Raw genomic sequence first — 20296 nt, forward strand, 5'->3', positions numbered from 1 at the left:
CGTTTTTCTCTCGTTTCTCCCATGCCACACCTCGACCTTATTTATATTTTTAGTATACAGGTCTTCCATTACAGTGTGTCTACTAATTAGTTTAATTCCATTAAGCCTACTCACGAGCCATTTTCGGAAAAAACATTGTATTTACTCCAATGGAATTGCTATGAACACTTCCTGTATGAAATTCCATTGGATATTATCCAACAGAATCTATCCGGACATCTATTCTTCTTATATAAAACAACCTCACAAACCCAAAACAAACGCAATATCGCCCTAATAAACTCACAAACCCAAAACAAACGCAATATCACCCTAATAAACTCATAAACCCAAAAACAAACTTCTTCTGTAGTCGACGGAATTCCTGAGTCAGCCGTAGCGCGACCTTAAACGGATTATTTAGCATTACGTCAGTGTTTAGAAGAACGTGGTGGGCTATTTGCTCCAATTGGTGGGTGTAGCACTTGAAGCAGCATACCTCATTTCATCCTTCGTTAACACTATCAGGTTCCAAAATACCCAGCAGTTCAGGTAATGTGGCTATTTCATAACTTGGGAGATTGTGAATAGGTGCCGTGCGGTTATGATGATTGATCCAAACATTCCGCATGCCAACCCCTAACGCCCCTCTAATATCCGTATCTAAATTATCGCCAACCATGATGGATTCTTCCACAGTGGTACCAAGCAGTTTCAAGGCATGCTCAAAAATAGTCGGATCAGGTTTCCCTTTGCCGAAGGTGCCGGATATAAGAATATGATCAAAGTAAGCCGCTAAACCAGGAATGCTGTCTACTTTTTCCTGCTGCAGGTCTGGAGCGCCGTTCGTCATTAGCAGTAGTTGATACTTGTGATGCAAAGCATTCAAGACCTCGAAAGTTGTCTCATAAACCAAGGGACGCTCTCTTCGCTCACGAGCAAATCGCTCGGCAAGCTTCTCACCTAATAAGAGATCATCGATACCTAATTTGAGTAAGCCCTGTGTCCACGATTCCTTCTGATAAATAGGGGCGAACTGTTCCAGTTCAAGAAAGGATGGATGCTCTTTCGAATCGAAGCGTCCCCAGAGTGCTTCCAAGTGAGTAACCTCAATCATTTTGGCAAATTCATAGCAGGCCATTGTACGAAATAGGTGCTCAGATGACTCTCGTACCGCACTTTCAAGTGCTTTAGGATCAACGTTGGCTGACTCAGAGGCTGCTTGGCAGGTTGCCTGAAAGGCTTCATTTATACTTTGTTCATCCCACAGCAACGTATTGTCTAAATCAAAAATAATCGCTTTGATAGGTCTCATTGTCCACAATCCTCCCCTATGTCCTATACATAATTTGCTTCATAAATAAAAGGAAGTCAACCGTAAAGTAAGGGAAAATCATTTAAAAAATTGTAAACAAATAACTAAACCAAAAGTATTGTGCTGGGTTTTCACTACAGTAATCTTGATTCCATTATTCCGTTAAAATGTTGCCGTAGATCCTGCCTTGCATGATCTCATATCCATTATCCTGTCTATGTCATTAGCTATGACATATAATATGTGTAAAGAGACAAATTTGAGGAGATGATGGGTTTGTCAGTCCTGGTACCAGTGCCGCAATCGAAAACGAATATCGGAAATTTCAAGCATACGATCACGATGTTGATGGGGATGTGGCTTATCATTGGTTTGTTTATTGACGGCTTTGCTCATAACCATGGTGCGGTTGAAACCTTTTTCACACCTTGGCATGCCATCTTGTATTCGGGATATCTGGCTTGCGCAGTGTGGATTTTCTATCTGACTTATCAGAACAAATCTAAGGCTAATCATGCAACTTGGGTGCAGGCGATCCCGACTGGTTACGAGCTTGGCGTAGCAGGAGTAATCATCTTTTTCTTAGGCGGCCTTGGTGATATGTATTGGCATACGGTGTTTGGAATTGAGAAGAATATCGAAGCATTGCTGAGCCCAACACATTTGATCTTATTGACAGGTGCACTTATGATCCTAACCAGTCCGTACCGTGCGATTAGTCACGCTGAAGATAAGGTCTCACCTTCCTTTCGCCAATTGCTGCCTGCTTTGACCTCGATTGCATTAACCTTTGCTGTCATGGCCTTCTTTCTCATGTATGCTTGGTCATTCCGTCAAAATCTATGGATGGCTAGGGAAGAAGATGCGGTCGCAAGAGCCGTTGTGGATTTCCTGATTACAACGATGCTGTTAGTCTTACCTGTTATGCTGGTTATAAGGAGATGGAAGCTCCCATTCGGTACCGCCACTTATTTCTTTGTTTTCCAAGCGGTGTTAATGGCGATACTGGATGGCTTTTCACAATACGGATCTATTGTGATTCTACTGATTAGCGGGATTGCTGCTGATTTGATGTTTAGGTCTATTAAACAGAGGGAAGCGAGCGATTGGCGATATAAGATTGTTTTCTTTCTTATTCCTGTTTTAATCTGGGGCTTATACTTTGCGATTTGAGCATTTATCATACATTGGATTGGGTGCCGGAGCTTTGGGGAGGAACGATGTTCATCTGTGGGCTCTGTTCACTGGGGTTAAGCATTCTCACGGCTCCAATTGTGCATAGAAAAAGCTAATGAAAACAACGTTAATTGTCCTTATGAGTATGACACTCCTTTTAACCGCATGCGGTACGCAGCCCTCAAAACATGACATGATGGGGATGCCGATTACAACTATATCTCCTACAACACATGTCCACCAAAATGACGCGATTGCTCATTTTTCCGTCGCGTCGAAGCAATATTTGCCTAATGAGGATGCATCTGTGACGATTCTCATCCAAAATAAATGGAATAAACCGATTGATCAATTCGACATCATGCATGAAAAGCTGCTGCACTTGATTGTTGTCAGCAAGGATCTCACCTATTTTGACCATCTTCATCCCGAATACGTCGGTGGAGGTCGATTTGAAATCAAGACAAAGTTCCCGGCAGGTGGCCATTATCAGCTGATCGCCGATTTTACGCCGCAAGGCATGGGGGAGACGATTCAAACCCACTGGGTAACGATTAACGGGCAGCAAAAGAAAGAAGAGAAGCTTCTACCTGATACGAATCTTATGAAAATAGTCGGCGACAAAGAAGTAAATCTTTCCTTCGACCATTTGATGGCTGGGATGGATTTAAAAATGACCTTTACCATTAGAAATGCTGCAACGAAAGAACCTGTAACTGATTTGCAGCCTTATCTAGGCAGTCTAGGTCATGTGGTGGCTATAAGTTCAGATGCCAAGGAGTTCGTCCATGTGCATCCGAATGAATCTAAAGCTTCAGGACCTGATGCAGCGTTCACTATCCACTTTCCCAAAAGTGGCATCTACAAAATCTGGGGTCAATTTCAGCAGCATAATGAAGTGTTCGTTGTTCCTTTTATCATAAAAGTATAATTTGTAATCAAAAAGAAATGTGTTATTCATCTGAGCTTAATGAAACAGGCTTATAATAAAACTCGACCCCCTTTAAAATATATTTACCTTAAGACCCACGGCCCGTTGCTGTGGGTCTCTTTTTGCGTTTAGACGTGCATAGTCTAAGAATTTTTTGTATTTGTCGGGAATCCGACATTCTAACACGTTATCATGTGGTAATATAAATATAACACATCGGAATACTCAACATTAAAATATAGCGTCAAAGGAACTTGGCAAAGGGGTTTTCACATATGGACCAATTGAATGAACTTGCTGATCTTCAGGAGAAGGACCCTACCAAGGAAATCATGATTGAGGCATTTCGTAAACATGGAGCAATCCAAACCTACAGGAAAAACGAGTTTGTATTTCAAGAGAATGATCAACCCAGCGGTGCTTATTATGTTGACTCGGGATTAATTAAGATTTCCCAATCCTCTGAAGAGGGGCAAGGGATTACCTTATTTCTACGCTATGAGGGAGAAGTATTCGGTAATGCGGAAATTTTGACGAATATTCCCAGGAAACGTTACGCCAAGTGTTTGGTAGACAGCCAAATCATTACGCTAGACAGGCGTAAATTTCTCGAATTGGCCAAGGAGAATGCCGAGTTTTCTTATTCTGTAGCCGTTCTAGGAGCTCGCCGACTTCTGCAAACACAGAAGATGGTTGAAACGCTCATTTCCCGTCCCGTAGCTTGGAGGCTAGCGTGGTTCCTCATGCAGCTGGGCAAACAAACGGACATTAAGCTTGAAGTTCAGGTGCCGCTCAGTCATGAAGAAATCTCTTATGTCATTGGCTGCAGCAGACAAACGGTCACAGAAACACTTAATAAATGGCGCGATAAAGGGCTCATCGACTACGCCAAAAAGAAGATCGTTATTTTTCACCCGAACCGTTTCTTCACAGACATATGACGGACAGAGGTCTGGAGGGTATTCAAATGATTACGATAAACAATGTGAATAAATTCTTTTCGCAGCGGAAAGGCACTACCTATACGGCGTTGGATCAAGTTTCGCTCACGATTAAGAAAGGGGAATTCGTCTCCGTGGTAGGCCCTTCAGGCTGTGGGAAGTCTACACTTTTGAACCTGATAGCAGGGTTTGAAAAAGTGAGCAGCGGCACCATTACCGTGGGTGGGCAAAAGGTTACGGCCCCGGGGGCTGATCGGATCGTTGTTTTCCAAGAGCACGGCCTATTTCCTTGGCTTACGGTTCTCGATAATGTCGCCTTTGGTTTGAAGCAAAAGGGGTTATCGAAGAAAGAACGCTATGAACTCGCTTTTGAGCAGATTAAAGCTGTTCACTTGAGCAAGTTTGTCGATCGTTATCCACACGAGCTATCCGGGGGAATGAAACAAAGAGTAGCCATTGCCAGGGCGCTCGTTATGGATCCCGACATCCTGTTGATGGATGAACCTTTTGCCGCATTAGATGAACAAACGCGATTTATTTTACTGAAGGATTTGGAAGAGATCTGGCTCAAAACAGGGAAAACAATCCTGTTTATTACACATAACATTCGCGAAGCCGTCATTTTGTCGGATCGGGTTATCGTGATGGCAACGCAGCCAGGCAGGGTCAAGAAGGAATTTGCCGTACAAGCAGCAAGGCCTCATCAAAGCGGCGATCCGCTCATTCATGCCTTGGAAAATAAAATTATGGAAGCTCTGACGGATGAGCTCGAGAAGGTAGTCAGAGAGGAGCTCGGCCATGAATACAACATTAAGAAGAACCCTATTTCTAATTCTTCTGCTGATCATATGGGAGTTGGGATTTAGGGTTTTTCAGTGGGGGTGGAAGTTTCCTTCACCGCTGCAAACCTTTCAAGCCTTCTATGATGGCTTTACGCAGGGGCATCTCCTTAACGCGATTGCAGCTAGTCTACGTCGCTTGCTCATTTCATTCGCTATTTCAATTGGGCTTGGGACGATTTTAGGCTATTTATTTGCCCGTTATCGGTATTTTGACGAAACCTTCGGCTTTGTGGTTGTTGCCCTTCAGACGGTTCCGAGTATAGCGTGGCTTCCTTTTGCGATTATTTGGTTTGGACTTAATGATACTTCCGTCATTTTCATTACAACGATTGGTGCGACTTGGACGATGTCCATGGCGAGTAGGACAGGGATTATGAACATCTCACCGATTCATCTAAGAGCTGCGCAAATGCTTGGAACAGGCAGCGGTTACCGCTTGTTCTTTCAAGTGCAGCTGCCGGCGGCATTTCCCCATTGGATCACAGGAATCCGAGTGGCTTGGGCCTTTGCTTGGCGGGCACTTGTAGCTGGGGAGCTTATTGCCAAGGGAGTGGGTCTCGGGCAAATGCTGCAGGATGGACGCGGACTTGGGGATACGGCATCCATTCTGTGCGTGGTCATTATTATCGCCGTTATAGGTACAATTTCGGATCATTTTTGTTTCAAACAGTTAGAGGATAAAATCGTGCTTCGCTTTCAGCTTAAGAAATAAATAGCGTTTCATAGAACAAATAAGGGGGAATTATTTTGAAAAAATTAGGATGGGTCATGAGTTTGGTATTAACCGGAGCACTGCTATTGTCAGCTTGCGGACAGAGTAAAGAAGCAGTTTCAAGCGCTGCGAGTACGACGGTGAAAATTGGTATTTTGAAAAATGTTACACATGCTCCTGGATTTGTTGCACTGCAAAATAACTACTTCCAACAAGGCTTTGGCCAAAATGCCAAGATTGAAGTCACGGCTTTTGACAACGGAGCGGACTTCGCAACGGCGATTGCGACCGATCAGATTGATCTTGGTTATGTTGGCCCGGGACCGGTCATTAATCAATATTTGAAAAGTAAAAATATCAAGGTGATCTCTGGCGCGAATAATGGTGGAGCGGTATTGGTGGCTCGTAAGGATGCTGGCATCCGATCGGTTAAGGATCTCGTAGGTAAAACCGTGGCTGTTGCCGCCAAAGGAGGCACGCCGGATCTGTCTCTTCGCTTGCTGCTGAAACAGGAAGGATTAAAAGTATCCACAGATACTTCCGGTGTACAAATTGTTACACGTGCTCCAGCTGATACCTTGATAGCGATAAGGCAGAAAGAAGTGGATGCTACATTAATTGCAGAACCTTGGGGGACACAAATCATTCAAGAAGGTTCCGGAACGATTTTAGTCGATTGGAATAAAATCCCGCCAAAAGACGGGAATTATCCGTTAACGATTCTCGTAGCGAGCGATAAATTTCTCAAAGAGCACCGTGATTTGGCCAAAAAAGCCGTGAAAGCCAACAAACAAGGTATCGAATTCATTCAGCAAAACCCGAGTAAAGCCTATGGTCTGATTAGCGATGAATTAAAGCAGTTAACTGGAAAAGGGATGGATCCGGCGCTCATTAAAGCGGCCATCGATCATTTGAGACTAACGGAAGATATCACCTTAGAGGACATTAACGAGCAGGCTAAAGCCTCATTTGATGCTGGATATTTAAAAGTGAAAGCGGAAGAATTGGACTTCAGCAAATTCCTCGATTTAACGCTTTTGAATGAAGTGAAAAAAGAAAAATAATCATTGTTTACTTAGGAGGTCATTCATTTGCACATACAACCACAGGAAAACCTATTGCCGGATTTTCATGAGCATATCAAAGTAGTGATACTAGGCACAGGTACACCGAGGGCCTTTTATGGGAGAGCCAAAGCAGGGGTCGCCATTCTCGCAGGGGATAAAACCTTTCTGTTTGATTGCGGCGGCGCAACCGTTGATCAACTGATTAAGGCGGGAGTCATGCCGCAGCGGATTAAGGATGTCTTTTTTACCCATCATCATAGTGATCATAATTCTGGATTTTTCGATGTATTCATTACTAGCTGGCGAACACATGTAATTGCGGATCGAGTATTTGAAGGGCGTAAAGGCCCAATGAACGTGTATGGACCAACAACGACGAAAGCGATCATAGGTAAAATGAGAGAGTCTTTTGATTTCGACGTGAATCTTCGGGTGAATGTTAATTTCTCAGCCGGGGCAGGGGCGGACATTCAATACTTTGAAAGCAATGAGGGTATTGTTTACGACCAGGGTGGTGTTAAAATTACCGCGTTCGAAGTGGATCATAAGCCTGTTTATCCAGCTATTGCTTATAAATTCGAATACAACGGCAAATCGGTTGTCATTTCGGGGGATACGATTCCTGTTGAAAATATGGTCAAACATAGTCAAGGTGTCGATTTACTTGTGCATGAATCTTACAACAAAACGTGGCTGGACGCGCTTATTGCCAAATTTCCCGAGCAGACGATTGGCTTGTCCAATCCTGCAAAGTATCATTCAACTACGCTGGAGGTCGCTGAAATTGCCCGTGCAGCTAGGGTTGCCCATCTGGTGCTCACCCACCATATCCCTGCGCCTGCGGCTAATGATGAAGCCGAGGCCGATTATACCGAAGGCATGCGGGATATCTACTCGGGTCGAATCACGATGGCTAGAGATTTAATGGCATTTGATCTTTCATAGTTATATTGGAAAGCCGCCTCGATCTAATACTCGGGGCGGCTTTTCCATATAACTATTTGTTTTGGGATTGGGGTAAAGCGACTAAGCTTAAACTTATTTAGGATAGTAGCTATGGATTTGCTAGGCTAAGTGAGATAGTGGATATGCATAATAGGTTATACACAATTTTAGCCATTTTTATAGGCTGCAGAGCTACCTAAGACTAGAATTATTGTATGTTTAAGATCTTCTATTCACTCATCCAACCTAGTTATACATTAGAAGTGGCTTATATCGGTATACATCGTCATACTTGCTCTCTTGAGGTTGCAGGATGAATGAATCTATATTCTGGGTTGAAGTAAGTTGTAGAATGTGCAACAATTGCTGCCAATTTCCCGCCATTCCCCCTTCGATGTTGCATATTGTACAACAATTGGGCCCGATAAAGGCGATTTTGCAATCAATAGGCTCGAAATGTTGTACGGACTGCAACATAAAGTTGCAAAATTGCCTTTTGGCATATGAATTGTTGTAGAAATTACAACATTGGTAGCTTCGGCACGCATAGCTCTCGCTGTAAGCGTGGTTATCGCACTTATTTGTTCGGGCGCTCCAGGTTATGCGCGGTTTTTGCACTTATTTGCTCCGCGAGAAATCTATTCCTTGCGCTTATAAAACAATCTAGAAATACCAACGCCAATGGCTCCAAGTCCAATGAATAGGATAGCGCGAACGGCCGTTGATACATCAGGTAAATCGATGAAAATAATTTTGAGTAAGGTAACGAATAAGAAGATGATACCCACAAGCCTGGCTTTAGGCTTTTGGACAATGAGTCCAAAGACAATGAGTAGAATGGCGTAAACAACCCACACTGCTGAAAGAATCAAATGCTGGTAATCGTATGTGATCGTTCGCGTCAGGGAATTGGTCAGTTGTGTGAGATAGACAAGTAAGAGAATTAACTCCATCCACAGCAGGAAGAGACTAATTTCTGTTCGAGCGCGGCCTTCTTCAAGTATGGCACGGTAGAAAACATACAAGCCGCCAATAGTTGCCACGAGTATAAGCCACGCAAAGGATTCGGATGATAATAGATCACGTATCGGATGCGTTAGGACGAATAACATCCCAATGAAATATGTGATAGCCCCGCTGATTTGCTGCAGTTTGCTTTTGAATTTAGCACCTAAACATAGCGCAATTGCACCCTCTACAAGAATGGCGGAGCCGGCTTGATCCGCGTGCAATACGTAGATGAGCCAAAGGAATATGCTGAACGTTGCAATGGATAGCTGAACGGAAAAAGCTCTCTTTTGACGATACAGCCAGTAAGAAGTACCGCTATAGAGAAGCGACCATATCGCTAGCATCCATTCATAGAAGATACGATCTTTGGAACCGCCATATAGGCCGCACGTCCACGCTGCGAGCAGGCCAAAGCTTAGGAATAATGTGATTCGCTGCCCAATCAGGCTGTCTTTGGAACGGAGAATTGAAATCGCAAAGAGGAGCAAATGCTGCAAAATAACGACGGTAAGGATCGCGGGTCGGCTGCCGATGTCACCTGCGAACAAAGTTGAAAAGAGTAATGGCAGATGAAGGACTCCAAACGCAGTAAAATAAGCGCCACGAAAGGAATAACGTAACGATAAAACGATCATGGCCATTGAAAATAACCCTTCATAGCCTGCAAATACCCAAATATTTGGTTTGGCTGAGTCGACTAGAAAAGGCACTAGATAACCGGCGAGCAGGGTAATGATCATGAGTGCTTGTGAGCGATGACGGACTGCAGTAAGTACGCTTGCAGCAATAGAAACGACATATAGAACGAACGCAAGTGTTGGCGAAATCAATGTGAATAGCATATGCGCTGCGAAAAGAGATAAAATAAGGACCCCGCTGGATCCGCCGAGCAGCACTTGCCCCAAAGCCATGCGTTTGCGGCGAATTTGGACTTCTCCTTGCCAATACATGAAGCCAGCGACGATGACGCCCAGTATGCAGCGAACTGGTTCGGTGATAATCCCCGCATTAACGGCAGCTGTAAAACCCCATAGGACACCTAACAGAAAGACGACAATGAAAATCCGCGGCAGCCAGACGCGAGCGATCAAATGCTCCCAATCCCTTGGTGGCGGCGCCGGTTGCTTGATGGGTATTGTCACCTCATGCTGACGGTGCTGCTGCGTGGATTGCGATTTTTGATCAAATGTCGGTTGCGTCGTATGTATTTGCTGATCTTGTGACTTGGTGGTTTTTTTAAGCAGGATGCTCAGTTGTTCTTCGAGTTCTTTGACCTTCATTTCCAGTGCTTCAACGCGTAAATCCAAATTCATACAAGCCCCCCCTTTTATTTATACTTTAATGCTAATCACGATGTGAAACAATTAGAAAATCCATATCTTGCTAATGATTTCTGGGAATATGGGAATAGTATCAATAAATGGAATCGCTAGGTGAGGGAATTATATGTTGAAAGACGTTAAAATATCCGTACGCCAATTTGCTGTGCTTGTGATGATTTACACGATTGGGACTACAATTTTAGTTATTCCATCGGGGCTTGCTGCTGATGCTAAACAAGATGCCTGGCTCGCAGCAATTATTGGGGTTAGCTTAAGTTTGTTAATCGTATGCTTATACAACAAGGTCGGTAGTTATTTTCCCAACATGACCTTAACTGAATATAATGAAAAACTGTTTGGAAAATGGTTAGGGAAGTTACTGTCCCTATTCTTTGTTATCTTTTCTTTTATCGGAGCTGCCACGGTCTTGTTTTATATGGGGAATTTTGTGAACACACAAGTCATGCCTGAGACACCCATTCAATACATCAATATTATTTTCGCCATGGTGGTTGTAATGGGTATACGACTTGGACTCGAAACTTTAATACGAGCGGCAGAGATTTTTTTCCCATGGATCATATTACTTTTTATTATTCTGGTCGTAACGCTATTGCCAGAGATTCAATTTGAAAAATTGCAGCCTATATTTTCAGTGGGAAGTAAACCTTTGATCAAGGCAGCCCTATCCTTTATTGGGACTTCTGCGCTTCCCTTCATCGTGCTTCTCATGGTATTTCCGGCACATGTCAATAACTTTCAAAAAGGAAAAAAAGCGTTCCTAATTGCTACATTATTAGGTGGAGCTTGTATAGTAATTATTACCTTTTTGTGTATATCGGTATTGGGAACTAAAACGACCTTAAGACAAATGTTTCCAAGCTATGCGTTAGCCAAACAGATAAGCATTGGTGATTTTTTTGAAAGAATTGAAATTCTTATCGCGGGAATATGGTTTCTAACGGTTTATTTCAAGACAACCTTCTATTTTTATGGTTTCGTTATGGGAGTAGCTCAAATTTTGAATGTAAAAGATTATCGCCCGCTTGTTCTCCCTTCAGGAATGCTTCTGGTTGTTTATTCGCTCGTTGTATATCCGAATGTTGCTTATATGGCAGAATTTGATAGTAAATCTTATATCCCCTACGCTCTAACGATTGGACTTCTGTACCCTCTCCTCATCTTAGGGGTTTCAGCAATTCGAAAGTCAATGACAAAAACGAAGATCACTTGAATAGGTTGGGATACCGTGGAGTTCATCAAGAAAATTTTTCGGAGTAACGATAACCGATCAACGGACACAAGGCTCTATCAAAGTGGCTCAACGATCTCAAAGGAATCACTTGAGGAGTCGATAGAACTTAACTTTGACAAGATCAAGAAAGATTTTGGAAATAGTAACGATATTGTTATGCAGACTATGCTTCTGAATGGAGCAGATCCGATTCATATTGGCGTCATTTACATCAATGGACTGATTAGTCCAACTTCCATTCAAACACTGCTCACCGAAAATCTAAAAGTTGATTCAAGTGAGTTCCCGCTTAATGCTTTAAGAAATGCCATGAGCACACTCGGTCAAGTTCACGAAATTCCCAATTTTGAATCCTTATATCAGTCTATTTTATCGGGGTCAACGGTTATTTTGCTGGATGGCAGTGTACAGGGGTTGGCAGCGAATACACAAGGCGGGGAGCATCGATCCGTCGAAGAACCAACCACCCAATCGGTTGTGAGGGGGCCGCGGGAAGGGTTTACCGAGCTAATAAGCACCAACACCGCACTTATCAGACGTAAAATAAAAGACCCTAACTTATGGATGGAATCCATGACAATCGGACGTGTGAGCAAGACGGAGGTCGCCATCATGTATATGAATGGCATTGTGAATGACAAGCTAGTGGAGGAAGCAAGAATTCGACTCGGACGCATCGATATTGATGCGATTTTTGAAAGCAACAATATCGAAGAGTTGATCCAGGACGAAACATACACCCCTTTTCCTACTTTGTACAATACGGAACGTCCCGATGTTATCGCCGCCGGCTTAATGGAAGGGCGTATTGCTATTCTTGTCGATGGCACTCCCTTTGTGCTTATGGCACCTGCGTTATTCACTCAATTTTATCAATCTGCAGAGGATTATTACCAACGAGCGGATTTTGCAACACTTCTTCGGTTTCTACGTTACATATGTTTTTTTATATCTTTGTTGGCTCCCTCCTTATACATAGCCATAACCACCTTTCACCAAGAACTGCTGCCATCCACTCTTCTGATCAGTTTAGCCGCTCAAAGAGAAGGGATCCCTTTCCCAGCTTTTATCGAAGCGGTCGTCATGGAAATAACGTTCGAAATTCTTCGAGAAGCGGGTGTGAGGTTACCGAAGACGGTCGGACAAGCTGTTTCAATTGTAGGAGCGCTAGTCATCGGTCAAGCGGCAGTAGAAGCTGGTTTGGTGTCTCCTGCGATGGTGATTATAGTTGCCATCACGGCCATTGCTAATTTTGTCATTCCCTCATTTAATATGGGGATTACGATTCGGATTTTAAGATTTCTTTTAATGCTTATTGCTGCTTCCTTTGGTTTGTATGGCGTTACTGTGGGGGTTATCGCAATCGTTCTTCATCTGTGCAGTTTAAGGTCCTTCGGTGTTCCATATATGTCTCCAGTGGCACCGTTTATTTCTGCGGATCAGAAAGATACGATATTTCGCTTGCCGCAATGGGCGTTATCTACTAGGCCTCGACTCATCAGTCAGAAAAATAACATTCGAGAAAACAATGCTTCTTCGAATAAGCCTGAAACCAGGCCCTAGATAAAGGAGTCATCTATAATGCGGAGATGTGTCATACCGTTTGTTGTTTTGCTCCTCATGATTGTATTACTCACGGGATGCTGGAGTCGGAGTGAACTTAATGATCTTGCCATATCGGTTGGTATGGGTTTTGACAAAAAAGATGATCAAGTGCAGGTGACGATTCAAATAGTTAACCCTGGTGCAGTCGCTTCAAAAAGGGGCGGAACGGGAGTGACTATACCTGTAAGCACCTTTAAAGCTACCTCCCAGACCATCTTTGAAGCTTTAAGAAAAATAGCCACACAAAGTCCGAGAAAGGTATATTCATCTCATCTTCGGATTCTTGTGATCAGCGAAGAATTGGCAAGGGAAGGCATTACGCCTATTCTGGATGGGATTTCTAGAAATCATGAAATGCGAACTGATTTCTATATTGTCGTAGCCAAAGGAACAACGGCTGAGCATATATTAAAAACGCTTACCCCCCTCGAGAAAATTCCCTCAAATAATTTGTTCACTACATTAGAGGTGTCAGAAAAGACTTGGGCGCCTACGGTAAAAGTAAGATTAGATAATTTAATTTCTGATCTGCAGACAGAGGGAAAAGATCCTGTGTTAACAGGCATACAAATCAAGGGTGATCCCAGAAAAGGTCATACATTAAGTCATGTGAACCGAACAGACCCTACTACTTACCTTCAATATTCAGGTGTAGCAATTTTTAAAAATGATAAGCTTGTCGGCTGGCTTAATGAACAAGAAAGTAAAGGATACAATTACATTTTAAACAACGTTAAAAGCACAATCGGACATATTACTTGCCCAAAAGGCGGTATTTTAGCAGTAGAAGCGGTGCGAACTAAGTCGAAAATGAAAGGGAAAGTGGAGAATGGCAAACCGCAAATTGATATTGATATTTCCCTTGAAGAGAATGTGGGCGAAGTCCAATGCAAAATCGATCTTATGGATCCAAAAATCATGAAGGAACTGGAGAAAATAGAGGGAAAAGAGGTGGAAAAGATTGTTGATTCCGCTATTCAAAAAGCCAAAAAATATGATGTGGATATTTTCGGCTTTGGTGAAGCGATGTATCGCGCGGATCCTAAATATTGGGACAAAAACAAAGGCAACTGGAAGGAGACATTTCTTGATTTACCCGTACATGTGAATACAAAAGTGAAGATTCGTCGTGTGGGCACCGTAAATGATTCACTGGTACAAAAAACAAAGGAATGATCTAAATGTGGAATATTGCTGCGATACTTTCGATAACTACAGTTATCGCGATACTGGAAATTCCATCGCTTCTGAAGAAAAGGAAGTATAAAGAGTTCGTAATTGTTTGTTGTTTATTATTATTAGGTACTGTACTAAGTATTGCCCAAAGTTTACATATGAAGGTGCCTAACCCCTTAGATTTCATTACTTTTGTTTTTCAACCTTTTAGCAAGTTAATACTCAGGCTTCTGCAATAAGGTTTTGTGCTACAATAGTTATAAACAACCATTAGGAGATGACATCATATGACGGAGCAATTAAATGAACAAGAGCTATTACAATTCATCGTAGATAAAACGAAGGCTGATCCTAAGCAAATTCAATTGGTATTGAAGTATGAGAAGGATTTTATTGTCAAAGCAGAAGAAAATGCCAAAGGGGAAGTTGATATTGATAGCGATGAACTGATCGATCATATTCTGGGCAGACCCGATGTGAAATTGACAGAACTAGCGGTAGATACCATTTTGGAAGCTGAAATGGACTATTTAATGAAAAAGGGATTTGCCGGATACATCGATTGATATGTGAAAAAGGAACGGGACACCTCTGAGATGAGGTGTTCTTTTTTTCGTAACTTAAAAGTTAATTGAATAACGCATATTGACAATGAGAGAGCTTGATATGATAATAATCTAAGAGTTATTCATGTTATTTAGTTAACTTTTAAATTAATTATATGGAGGCAATGATTACCGATGACGAACCAACCACGAGCTGAGTACCCTAGACCTCAATTTGTTAGAGATAGCTGGATCAATCTGAATGGCGAATGGGAATTTGAATTTGATGATGATCGTGTGGGCAGTAAAGAGAAGTGGCATTTGGGGAATAGAAAGTTATCTAAGACCATTCAAGTGCCATTCGCTTTTCAAAGTAAATTGAGCGGCATTGGGAGTAATGAGTTTCACGATGTTGTATGGTACCGCCGAGATCTAACTCTGCCCGAAGCATTCCAGAATAAACGGATTCTGCTTCACTTTGGAGCGGTGGATTACGAAGCTTCAGTTTGGGTAAATGGGGTGCTGGTTGCTAAGCACGAGGGCGGGCATACCCCTTTCCATGCGGACATCACGGATGCGCTTCAGGCTGGAACGAACAAGCTGGTTGTCAAAGCAGTTGATTATAGCAAAGATGTTACACTGCCGAGAGGGAAGCAATATTGGCATACGGATTCGGCAAGTATTTTCTATACAAGAACGACAGGTATCTGGCAAACGGTATGGATGGAAGCGGTATCTGTCGACGGCTACTTGGATAAAGTGAAAATTACCCCGGATATCGATGAGAAACAAGTGGAATTCCAATTCTTTATCCAGGGTTCTGACGCAAATGCCAAGCAACAGCTGAAAGTAGAGATTTCATTTAATGGAGAACTCGTTTCTGAAGATACGTATGGGATGAGAAGCAGCTCTGGGGCGAGAAAAATTCGTCTGAATGATTTCAACGATCATGGACTTGGTGCCTGGTGGACACCGGAGCATCCAAATTTATATGACGTCACGTTCACGCTGCTGGTTGATAATAAAGCTGTAGATGTGGTAACGAGTTATTTCGGCATGCGTAAAGTATCCATCGAAGACGGTAAATTATGCTTGAACAACCGCCCTTATTTTTTGAAAATGGTTCTGGATCAGGGTTATTTCCCAGATGGCAATTTGACGCCGCCTAGCGATGAAGCGATCAAGCAAGATGTCGAGTTAACGAAGGCAATGGGCTTTAACGGTGCGCGGAAACATCAAAAGCTGGAGGATCCTAGATTTCTCTACTGGTGCGATAAGCTCGGACTTGTCGTTTGGAGTGAGGCGGCTAATGCGTACGAATATACAGAGAAGTATGTGAGTCGATTTACGAATGAGTGGATAGCTTCTATGGATCGCGATTACAACCATCCTTCCATTATTGCTTGGGTTCCCTTGAATGAGAGCTGGGGAGTGCCTAATATTCAAATCGATAAATTGCAGCAGCAGCATGCCCTGACCATGTATCATTTGACCAAATCGCTTGATCCGATGCGTCCAGTTGTGTCGAACGATGGGTGGGAGCTAGTGAAAACGGATCTGTTTACCATTCATGACTATGAGTGGCGTGAAGATGTGTTGGAAGAGCGCTATAGTTCTAGCGGTAAAGCCGTTCATGCGATGCCGGCGAATCGCCGCTTATTTGTAGAAGGCTTCCCTTATCAAAATCAGCCGATTCTTGTTACCGAATTTGGCGGTATTGCTTACAAGAAAAGCGAATGGGAAGGTTGGGGATATTCCGGGGCGGATAATGACGAGGATTATGAGAAAAAGCTGCGCGCTGTCATACGTCCTCTGCTAAACTCCGGTGTTGTACAGGGATACTGTTACACGCAGTTAACTGACGTAGAGCAGGAAATTAATGGCCTTCTAACCTATGATAGAAAGCCGAAAATTCCTGTAGAAATCATTAAAGCTATTAATGATCGTAAGTAATCTGGGTTAAATGATTAGATACAAGGGAATCCATCGGGGGTTCCCTTGTTTGCTTGTGTGATGGTGTAGGGTTTAAAAGTGTAACTTTGTTGACAGAAGCAAAAAAAGGGAATAATATCTATTTCATATATGTCTAGTAGACATATCCGGTAGAAATAAAAAGGAGGTGTCCATCATGCAGGACAAAATCATTCTGGGTTTGCTGCTGGACGGGGATAAGTCGTCCTATGATCTTAAGAAAAGCATGGAGGCAAGCACCGGATTTTTCTATAATTCCAGCCAAGGGAGCATACAGCCAGCATTAAAGAAACTCGTTCAGAATGGGCATGTTCATCTTACGGAGGTGCGTCAGGGGGGGAGGAACAAGAAGGTTTACTCGATCACAGAAGAAGGAGGAAAGGAATTCCTAAGTTGGGCTGGTGAGCCGATTGCCTTAGACAAACCAAGGGATCCGGCACTTGTCAAAATGTTCTTCTTCAACTACGTCGAAGATTCCAGAAAACTAGAACTCATCGAAGCGTACTTGAAAGAGATCGAAACGGTTCGGTCCACATTGAATATGTTTCAGCAAATGAATCGGGAACAACTCGGCAAAAACCAAGAGCTTCTCAACAACCCGAAGGTGAAAAGCAGGCTGGATACTTTGGAGTTCGGAAGTGATTATTATGAATTCTTGAAGGCGTGGTACGAGAGGTATGCGCAGAAAATAAAAGAGGAGCTGGGATCTTGAAAATGAAGGATAACAGGACGCTGAGGAACGTGATTATTTTCTCGCTTGTTGCGTTATGCTGCGGCTGGATCGGCCGACTGGTTGATTTGCAGGCTGGAACGGATGCGAATGGGAGTCTGGGGCAATTGATTTGGATTGTGTCTCCCCTCCTGATAATGGTCGTTTTGCGCAGTTGGATGGGAGATGGGTGGAAAGATTTCGGCATCAAACCTCGAGTCAAAGGAAACGTATTTCTCTATGTATTCAGCCTGTTATTCTTTCCTTTAATGACGATGGTGATTGTCGGAATCAGTTCAAGCTTGGGGTGGACGGATGTGTCCCCGATGTCTTCTCACTATTTGACGGCAGTCGGTGTAGCTCTTATACCAAGTCTCATCAAAAACATTTTTGAGGAATTAGCATGGAGGGGCTATTTGGCTCCAAAGCTATATACGCTTGGTTATCATCGTTTTATCGTTCATATTGCCGTGGGGTTAATTTGGGGCGTATGGCATTTTCCTTATTTATTTCTATTCGTGGATACCACGGAAAGCATGATCACCTATATCCCTCGCATGATGCTTGGCGTAATCGTCATGGCGGTTCTATACGGTGAGATTCTGTTGATGACTCGAAGCGTTTGGCCTGCTGTCTTCATGCACATGGCTGGAAATGCCTTCATTGATACGTTGATTCTGAAAAAGTTCGTACTCGTGCAAGCAGAATTTAGTTATTTGGCTATGCCTAGTCCGGAAGGAATTATCGCCATTGTCTTAACGGCACTTGCCGGTCTATGGATGTATAAAAGAAGAAAAAGAACAACGCTTCGGCAAGGACCTCATGGCTTCCCAACACAGCCGGAGCTACCGGTCTAGAATAAAAGTAATCGCCGTCACCTCATTTAAGAGGCGAACGGCGTTTTGTTTTTACCCTTTGACAGCGCCAATCATGACGCCTTTGACGAAATACTTTTGCACGAAGGGATACAAGATTAGAATAGGCACCGAGGCTATCATGATAGTTGCATATTTGATCGTTTCCCCTATTTGAAATTGCTCGGCTGCATTAGCCCCTGATGACATGGAATCGGTATTATTCGCTATTAATATTTCTCGCAAAGTGAGCTGAAGCGGGTAGAGGTCACGATCCTTCAAGAAGATAGAGGCATAGAACCACCCGTTCCACTTCTCAACGGCATAGTACAAGATCATCACGGCAATGACAGGCATGGAGAGTGGGATGATGATACGAAAAAGAATCACGAAATGATTGGCCCCATCCATTTTAGCAGATTCCTCCAAGCTTTCTGGGACCGCCATGAAGGCTGTACGCATGATGATCAGATTAAATGTGTTGACGGCAAAGGGCAAAATGGTCGCCCAAAGCGAGTCAATTAAACCAACACCTTTTACAACCAGATAGAGCGGTATAAGTCCACCGCTGAAAAACATCGTTAATACGACAACGAAGATGAAGACACGATTCCACATCACATTTTTACGAGAGAGCACATAAGCGCCTAATGCAGTAACAATAAGGTTCGTAATGACGCCGAAGAAAAGGATAAACAACGTATTTTGGTAGCCTTTTAGAATAGCAGGGTTATGAAAAACACTTTTGTAAGCTTCTAAACTGAAGCCTAGAGGCTTAATCAGGAACCCTTTATGCGTGATCAATTGGCCAGCGTCGCTAAACGAAGCAAAGGTGACATAAAGAAGAGGATACAGGGTAACAACAACAAGCATAAGCAACAAGATGTGGATTAACGTGACGAATAATCTGTCCGAATAGCTCGTTTTCATCTCAACACCACCTCCATCACCATAAGCTGTTTTCACTTATCTTTTTACTTATTTTGTTTGCTGCAATGAGTAAGGCTAGATTAATCAAAGAATTGAACAAACCAACCGCTGAGCTGTAGCTCCAACCAAATTCTACGAGCCCTTTACGATAAACGAAAGAAGAGATGACGTCCGCCGTATCGTAGGTGCTGGGGTTATAGAGCAAAATGATTTTCTCGAAACCAACGTTCAATAAATTCCCCATGCGTAGAATGAACATGATCGCAATAGTTGGTAGAATGCCCGGTAAGGTAATATGCCAAATTTGCTTGATTCTGTTGGCTCCGTCCATTTTCGCCGCTTCGTACTGCTCCTGGTCAATGCCCATGAGTGCGGCTAGATAAATAATGGATTCCCATCCGATTTTTTGCCATATTTCAGATAAAATATAGATCGTTCGGAACAATTCCGGTTTCTGCAGCATTGCCGTATCATTGAAGCCAAAGTAAGTCAGAAAGTTATTAATTAAACCGCCGTTATTCGTAAAGTCTTTGATCATCCCGACAATAACGATGAGTGAAATAAAATACGGCATGTAGGTGACCGTCTGAACGAAGCGTTGAAACTTTTTATTCGTAAGCTCATTAATAAGAATCGCCAAAATAATCGGCGCCGGGAATTCAAAACATAGCGAGTAAAGGGAAATAATGACGGTATTCTTGAGAATTCGCCAGAAATAATAGCTGCTGAAGAAATCATTAAAGTGCTGGAAGCCAACCCAGCTACTACCCAGAATGCCTTTATTAGGGGTATACTCTTTAAACGCAATCAAGGCTCCATACATCGGCGCATAATGGAAGATAATATAGTAAGCCAGAACGGGAACCATCATCAGGTATAAATATTTATTCAGCAGAAAATCGCGCTTGAAGCGTATTTGGAAGGTTGCTTCCCCTGCTTTACGCATGATATCTCTCCTTTCGCCGTGAGATTCTAGTAAAGTGGGGAGAGCCGCTGCCCTCCCCCTGGCC

At 43.0% G+C, this 20296-nt stretch carries 18 protein-coding genes; 14 read left to right on the plus strand and 4 right to left on the minus strand.

The annotated features are described in order from the left end of the window. Positions 1–484: 484 nt before the first annotated feature. The gene (locus ASG85_RS21665) at positions 485–1294 is read right to left on the minus strand and encodes an HAD family hydrolase (RefSeq protein ID WP_060647735.1); all 810 of its coding nucleotides are present in this window, start codon (positions 1292–1294) and stop codon (positions 485–487) included. A 276-nt stretch (positions 1295–1570) separates the two neighbouring features. Between ASG85_RS21665 and ASG85_RS21670 the strand changes: the two genes are divergently transcribed. From ASG85_RS21670 to ASG85_RS21700, 7 genes are all read left to right on the plus strand, one after another. Then, entirely contained in the window at positions 1571–2467 is an 897-nt protein-coding gene (locus ASG85_RS21670) for a hypothetical protein (RefSeq protein WP_060647736.1), read from the plus strand. Positions 2468–2585: 118 nt separating this feature from the next. Beyond that, positions 2586–3401, plus strand: a complete 816-nt coding sequence (locus ASG85_RS21675; protein WP_060647737.1) for a hypothetical protein — start codon at positions 2586–2588, stop codon at positions 3399–3401. Between the two features lie 275 nt (positions 3402–3676). Next, a complete protein-coding gene (locus tag ASG85_RS21680) occupies positions 3677–4342 on the plus strand; it encodes a Crp/Fnr family transcriptional regulator (protein WP_057307353.1) in 666 nt (221 codons plus the stop codon). Positions 4343–4368: 26 nt separating this feature from the next. After that, the gene (locus ASG85_RS21685) at positions 4369–5208 is read left to right on the plus strand and encodes an ABC transporter ATP-binding protein (RefSeq protein WP_060647738.1); all 840 of its coding nucleotides are present in this window, start codon (positions 4369–4371) and stop codon (positions 5206–5208) included. Then, entirely contained in the window at positions 5141–5896 is a 756-nt protein-coding gene (locus tag ASG85_RS21690; RefSeq protein WP_235550193.1) for an ABC transporter permease, read from the plus strand. Before ASG85_RS21685 ends, ASG85_RS21690 begins: the two co-directional genes overlap by 68 nt. 35 nt (positions 5897–5931) lie before the next feature. Then, positions 5932–6960 (plus strand): ABC transporter substrate-binding protein, encoded by a 1029-nt coding sequence (locus ASG85_RS21695; protein ID WP_060647739.1) that lies wholly within the window; start codon positions 5932–5934, stop codon positions 6958–6960. Positions 6961–6987: 27 nt separating this feature from the next. Continuing rightward, the gene (locus ASG85_RS21700) at positions 6988–7908 is read left to right on the plus strand and encodes an MBL fold metallo-hydrolase (RefSeq protein ID WP_235550194.1); all 921 of its coding nucleotides are present in this window, start codon (positions 6988–6990) and stop codon (positions 7906–7908) included. A gap of 638 nt (positions 7909–8546) precedes the next feature. On the opposite strand, the gene ASG85_RS21705 is transcribed toward ASG85_RS21700, so the two are convergent. Next, positions 8547–10232 carry a DUF2339 domain-containing protein gene (locus tag ASG85_RS21705; RefSeq protein ID WP_060647741.1) on the minus strand — a complete coding sequence of 562 codons (1686 nt, stop codon included), beginning with the start codon at positions 10230–10232 and terminating at the stop codon, positions 8547–8549. 133 nt (positions 10233–10365) lie between these two features. Between ASG85_RS21705 and ASG85_RS21710 the strand changes: the two genes are divergently transcribed. The 7 genes from ASG85_RS21710 (at position 10366) to ASG85_RS21745 (ending at position 18359) form a co-directional block, all read left to right on the plus strand. Next, a complete protein-coding gene (locus tag ASG85_RS21710) occupies positions 10366–11475 on the plus strand; it encodes a GerAB/ArcD/ProY family transporter (protein WP_060647742.1) in 1110 nt (369 codons plus the stop codon). A gap of 15 nt (positions 11476–11490) precedes the next feature. Further along, complete coding sequence (locus ASG85_RS21715; RefSeq protein ID WP_156396720.1) at positions 11491–13059, plus strand: spore germination protein; 1569 nt, start codon at positions 11491–11493, stop codon at positions 13057–13059. An 18-nt stretch (positions 13060–13077) separates the two neighbouring features. Continuing rightward, entirely contained in the window at positions 13078–14277 is a 1200-nt protein-coding gene (locus ASG85_RS21720; protein WP_057307359.1) for a Ger(x)C family spore germination protein, read from the plus strand. A 287-nt stretch (positions 14278–14564) separates the two neighbouring features. Further along, positions 14565–14843 carry a hypothetical protein gene (locus ASG85_RS21730; RefSeq protein WP_057307361.1) on the plus strand — a complete coding sequence of 93 codons (279 nt, stop codon included), beginning with the start codon at positions 14565–14567 and terminating at the stop codon, positions 14841–14843. A gap of 174 nt (positions 14844–15017) precedes the next feature. Beyond that, positions 15018–16775 carry a glycoside hydrolase family 2 protein gene (locus ASG85_RS21735; RefSeq protein WP_060647743.1) on the plus strand — a complete coding sequence of 586 codons (1758 nt, stop codon included), beginning with the start codon at positions 15018–15020 and terminating at the stop codon, positions 16773–16775. Between the two features lie 175 nt (positions 16776–16950). After that, positions 16951–17505, plus strand: coding sequence for a helix-turn-helix transcriptional regulator (locus tag ASG85_RS21740; protein WP_060647744.1), 555 nt, complete (start codon positions 16951–16953; stop codon positions 17503–17505). A gap of 2 nt (positions 17506–17507) precedes the next feature. Then, positions 17508–18359: a CPBP family intramembrane glutamic endopeptidase gene (locus tag ASG85_RS21745; RefSeq protein WP_235549487.1), complete on the plus strand. Its 852-nt coding sequence runs from the start codon at positions 17508–17510 to the stop codon at positions 18357–18359. A 51-nt stretch (positions 18360–18410) separates the two neighbouring features. On the opposite strand, the gene ASG85_RS21750 is transcribed toward ASG85_RS21745, so the two are convergent. Together ASG85_RS21750 and ASG85_RS21755 are read right to left on the minus strand one after the other, a co-directional pair. Continuing rightward, positions 18411–19286: a carbohydrate ABC transporter permease gene (locus tag ASG85_RS21750; protein WP_057307365.1), complete on the minus strand. Its 876-nt coding sequence runs from the start codon at positions 19284–19286 to the stop codon at positions 18411–18413. Between the two features lie 16 nt (positions 19287–19302). Continuing rightward, entirely contained in the window at positions 19303–20232 is a 930-nt protein-coding gene (locus tag ASG85_RS21755) for an ABC transporter permease (protein ID WP_057307366.1), read from the minus strand. Between the last annotated feature and the right edge of the window lie 64 nt (positions 20233–20296).

It is taken from the genome of Paenibacillus sp. Soil724D2 (assembly GCF_001427935.1).
Taxonomy (GTDB): Bacteria; Bacillota; Bacilli; order Paenibacillales; family NBRC-103111; genus Paenibacillus_E.

Coding starts and splice junctions, on each gene's coding strand:
- ASG85_RS21755 (WP_057307366.1), bottom strand. CDS start 20,232: ATGCGTAAAGCAGGGGAAGCAACCTTCCAAATACGCTTCAAGCGCGAT.
- ASG85_RS21730 (WP_057307361.1), top strand. CDS start 14,565: ATGACGGAGCAATTAAATGAACAAGAGCTATTACAATTCATCGTAGAT.
- ASG85_RS21745 (WP_235549487.1), top strand. CDS start 17,508: ATGAAGGATAACAGGACGCTGAGGAACGTGATTATTTTCTCGCTTGTT.
- ASG85_RS21680 (WP_057307353.1), top strand. CDS start 3,677: ATGGACCAATTGAATGAACTTGCTGATCTTCAGGAGAAGGACCCTACC.
- ASG85_RS21705 (WP_060647741.1), bottom strand. CDS start 10,232: ATGAATTTGGATTTACGCGTTGAAGCACTGGAAATGAAGGTCAAAGAA.
- ASG85_RS21685 (WP_060647738.1), top strand. CDS start 4,369: ATGATTACGATAAACAATGTGAATAAATTCTTTTCGCAGCGGAAAGGC.
- ASG85_RS21720 (WP_057307359.1), top strand. CDS start 13,078: ATGCGGAGATGTGTCATACCGTTTGTTGTTTTGCTCCTCATGATTGTA.
- ASG85_RS21690 (WP_235550193.1), top strand. CDS start 5,141: ATGAATACAACATTAAGAAGAACCCTATTTCTAATTCTTCTGCTGATC.
- ASG85_RS21710 (WP_060647742.1), top strand. CDS start 10,366: ATGTTGAAAGACGTTAAAATATCCGTACGCCAATTTGCTGTGCTTGTG.
- ASG85_RS21735 (WP_060647743.1), top strand. CDS start 15,018: ATGACGAACCAACCACGAGCTGAGTACCCTAGACCTCAATTTGTTAGA.
- ASG85_RS21665 (WP_060647735.1), bottom strand. CDS start 1,294: ATGAGACCTATCAAAGCGATTATTTTTGATTTAGACAATACGTTGCTG.
- ASG85_RS21740 (WP_060647744.1), top strand. CDS start 16,951: ATGCAGGACAAAATCATTCTGGGTTTGCTGCTGGACGGGGATAAGTCG.
- ASG85_RS21675 (WP_060647737.1), top strand. CDS start 2,586: ATGAAAACAACGTTAATTGTCCTTATGAGTATGACACTCCTTTTAACC.
- ASG85_RS21750 (WP_057307365.1), bottom strand. CDS start 19,286: ATGAAAACGAGCTATTCGGACAGATTATTCGTCACGTTAATCCACATC.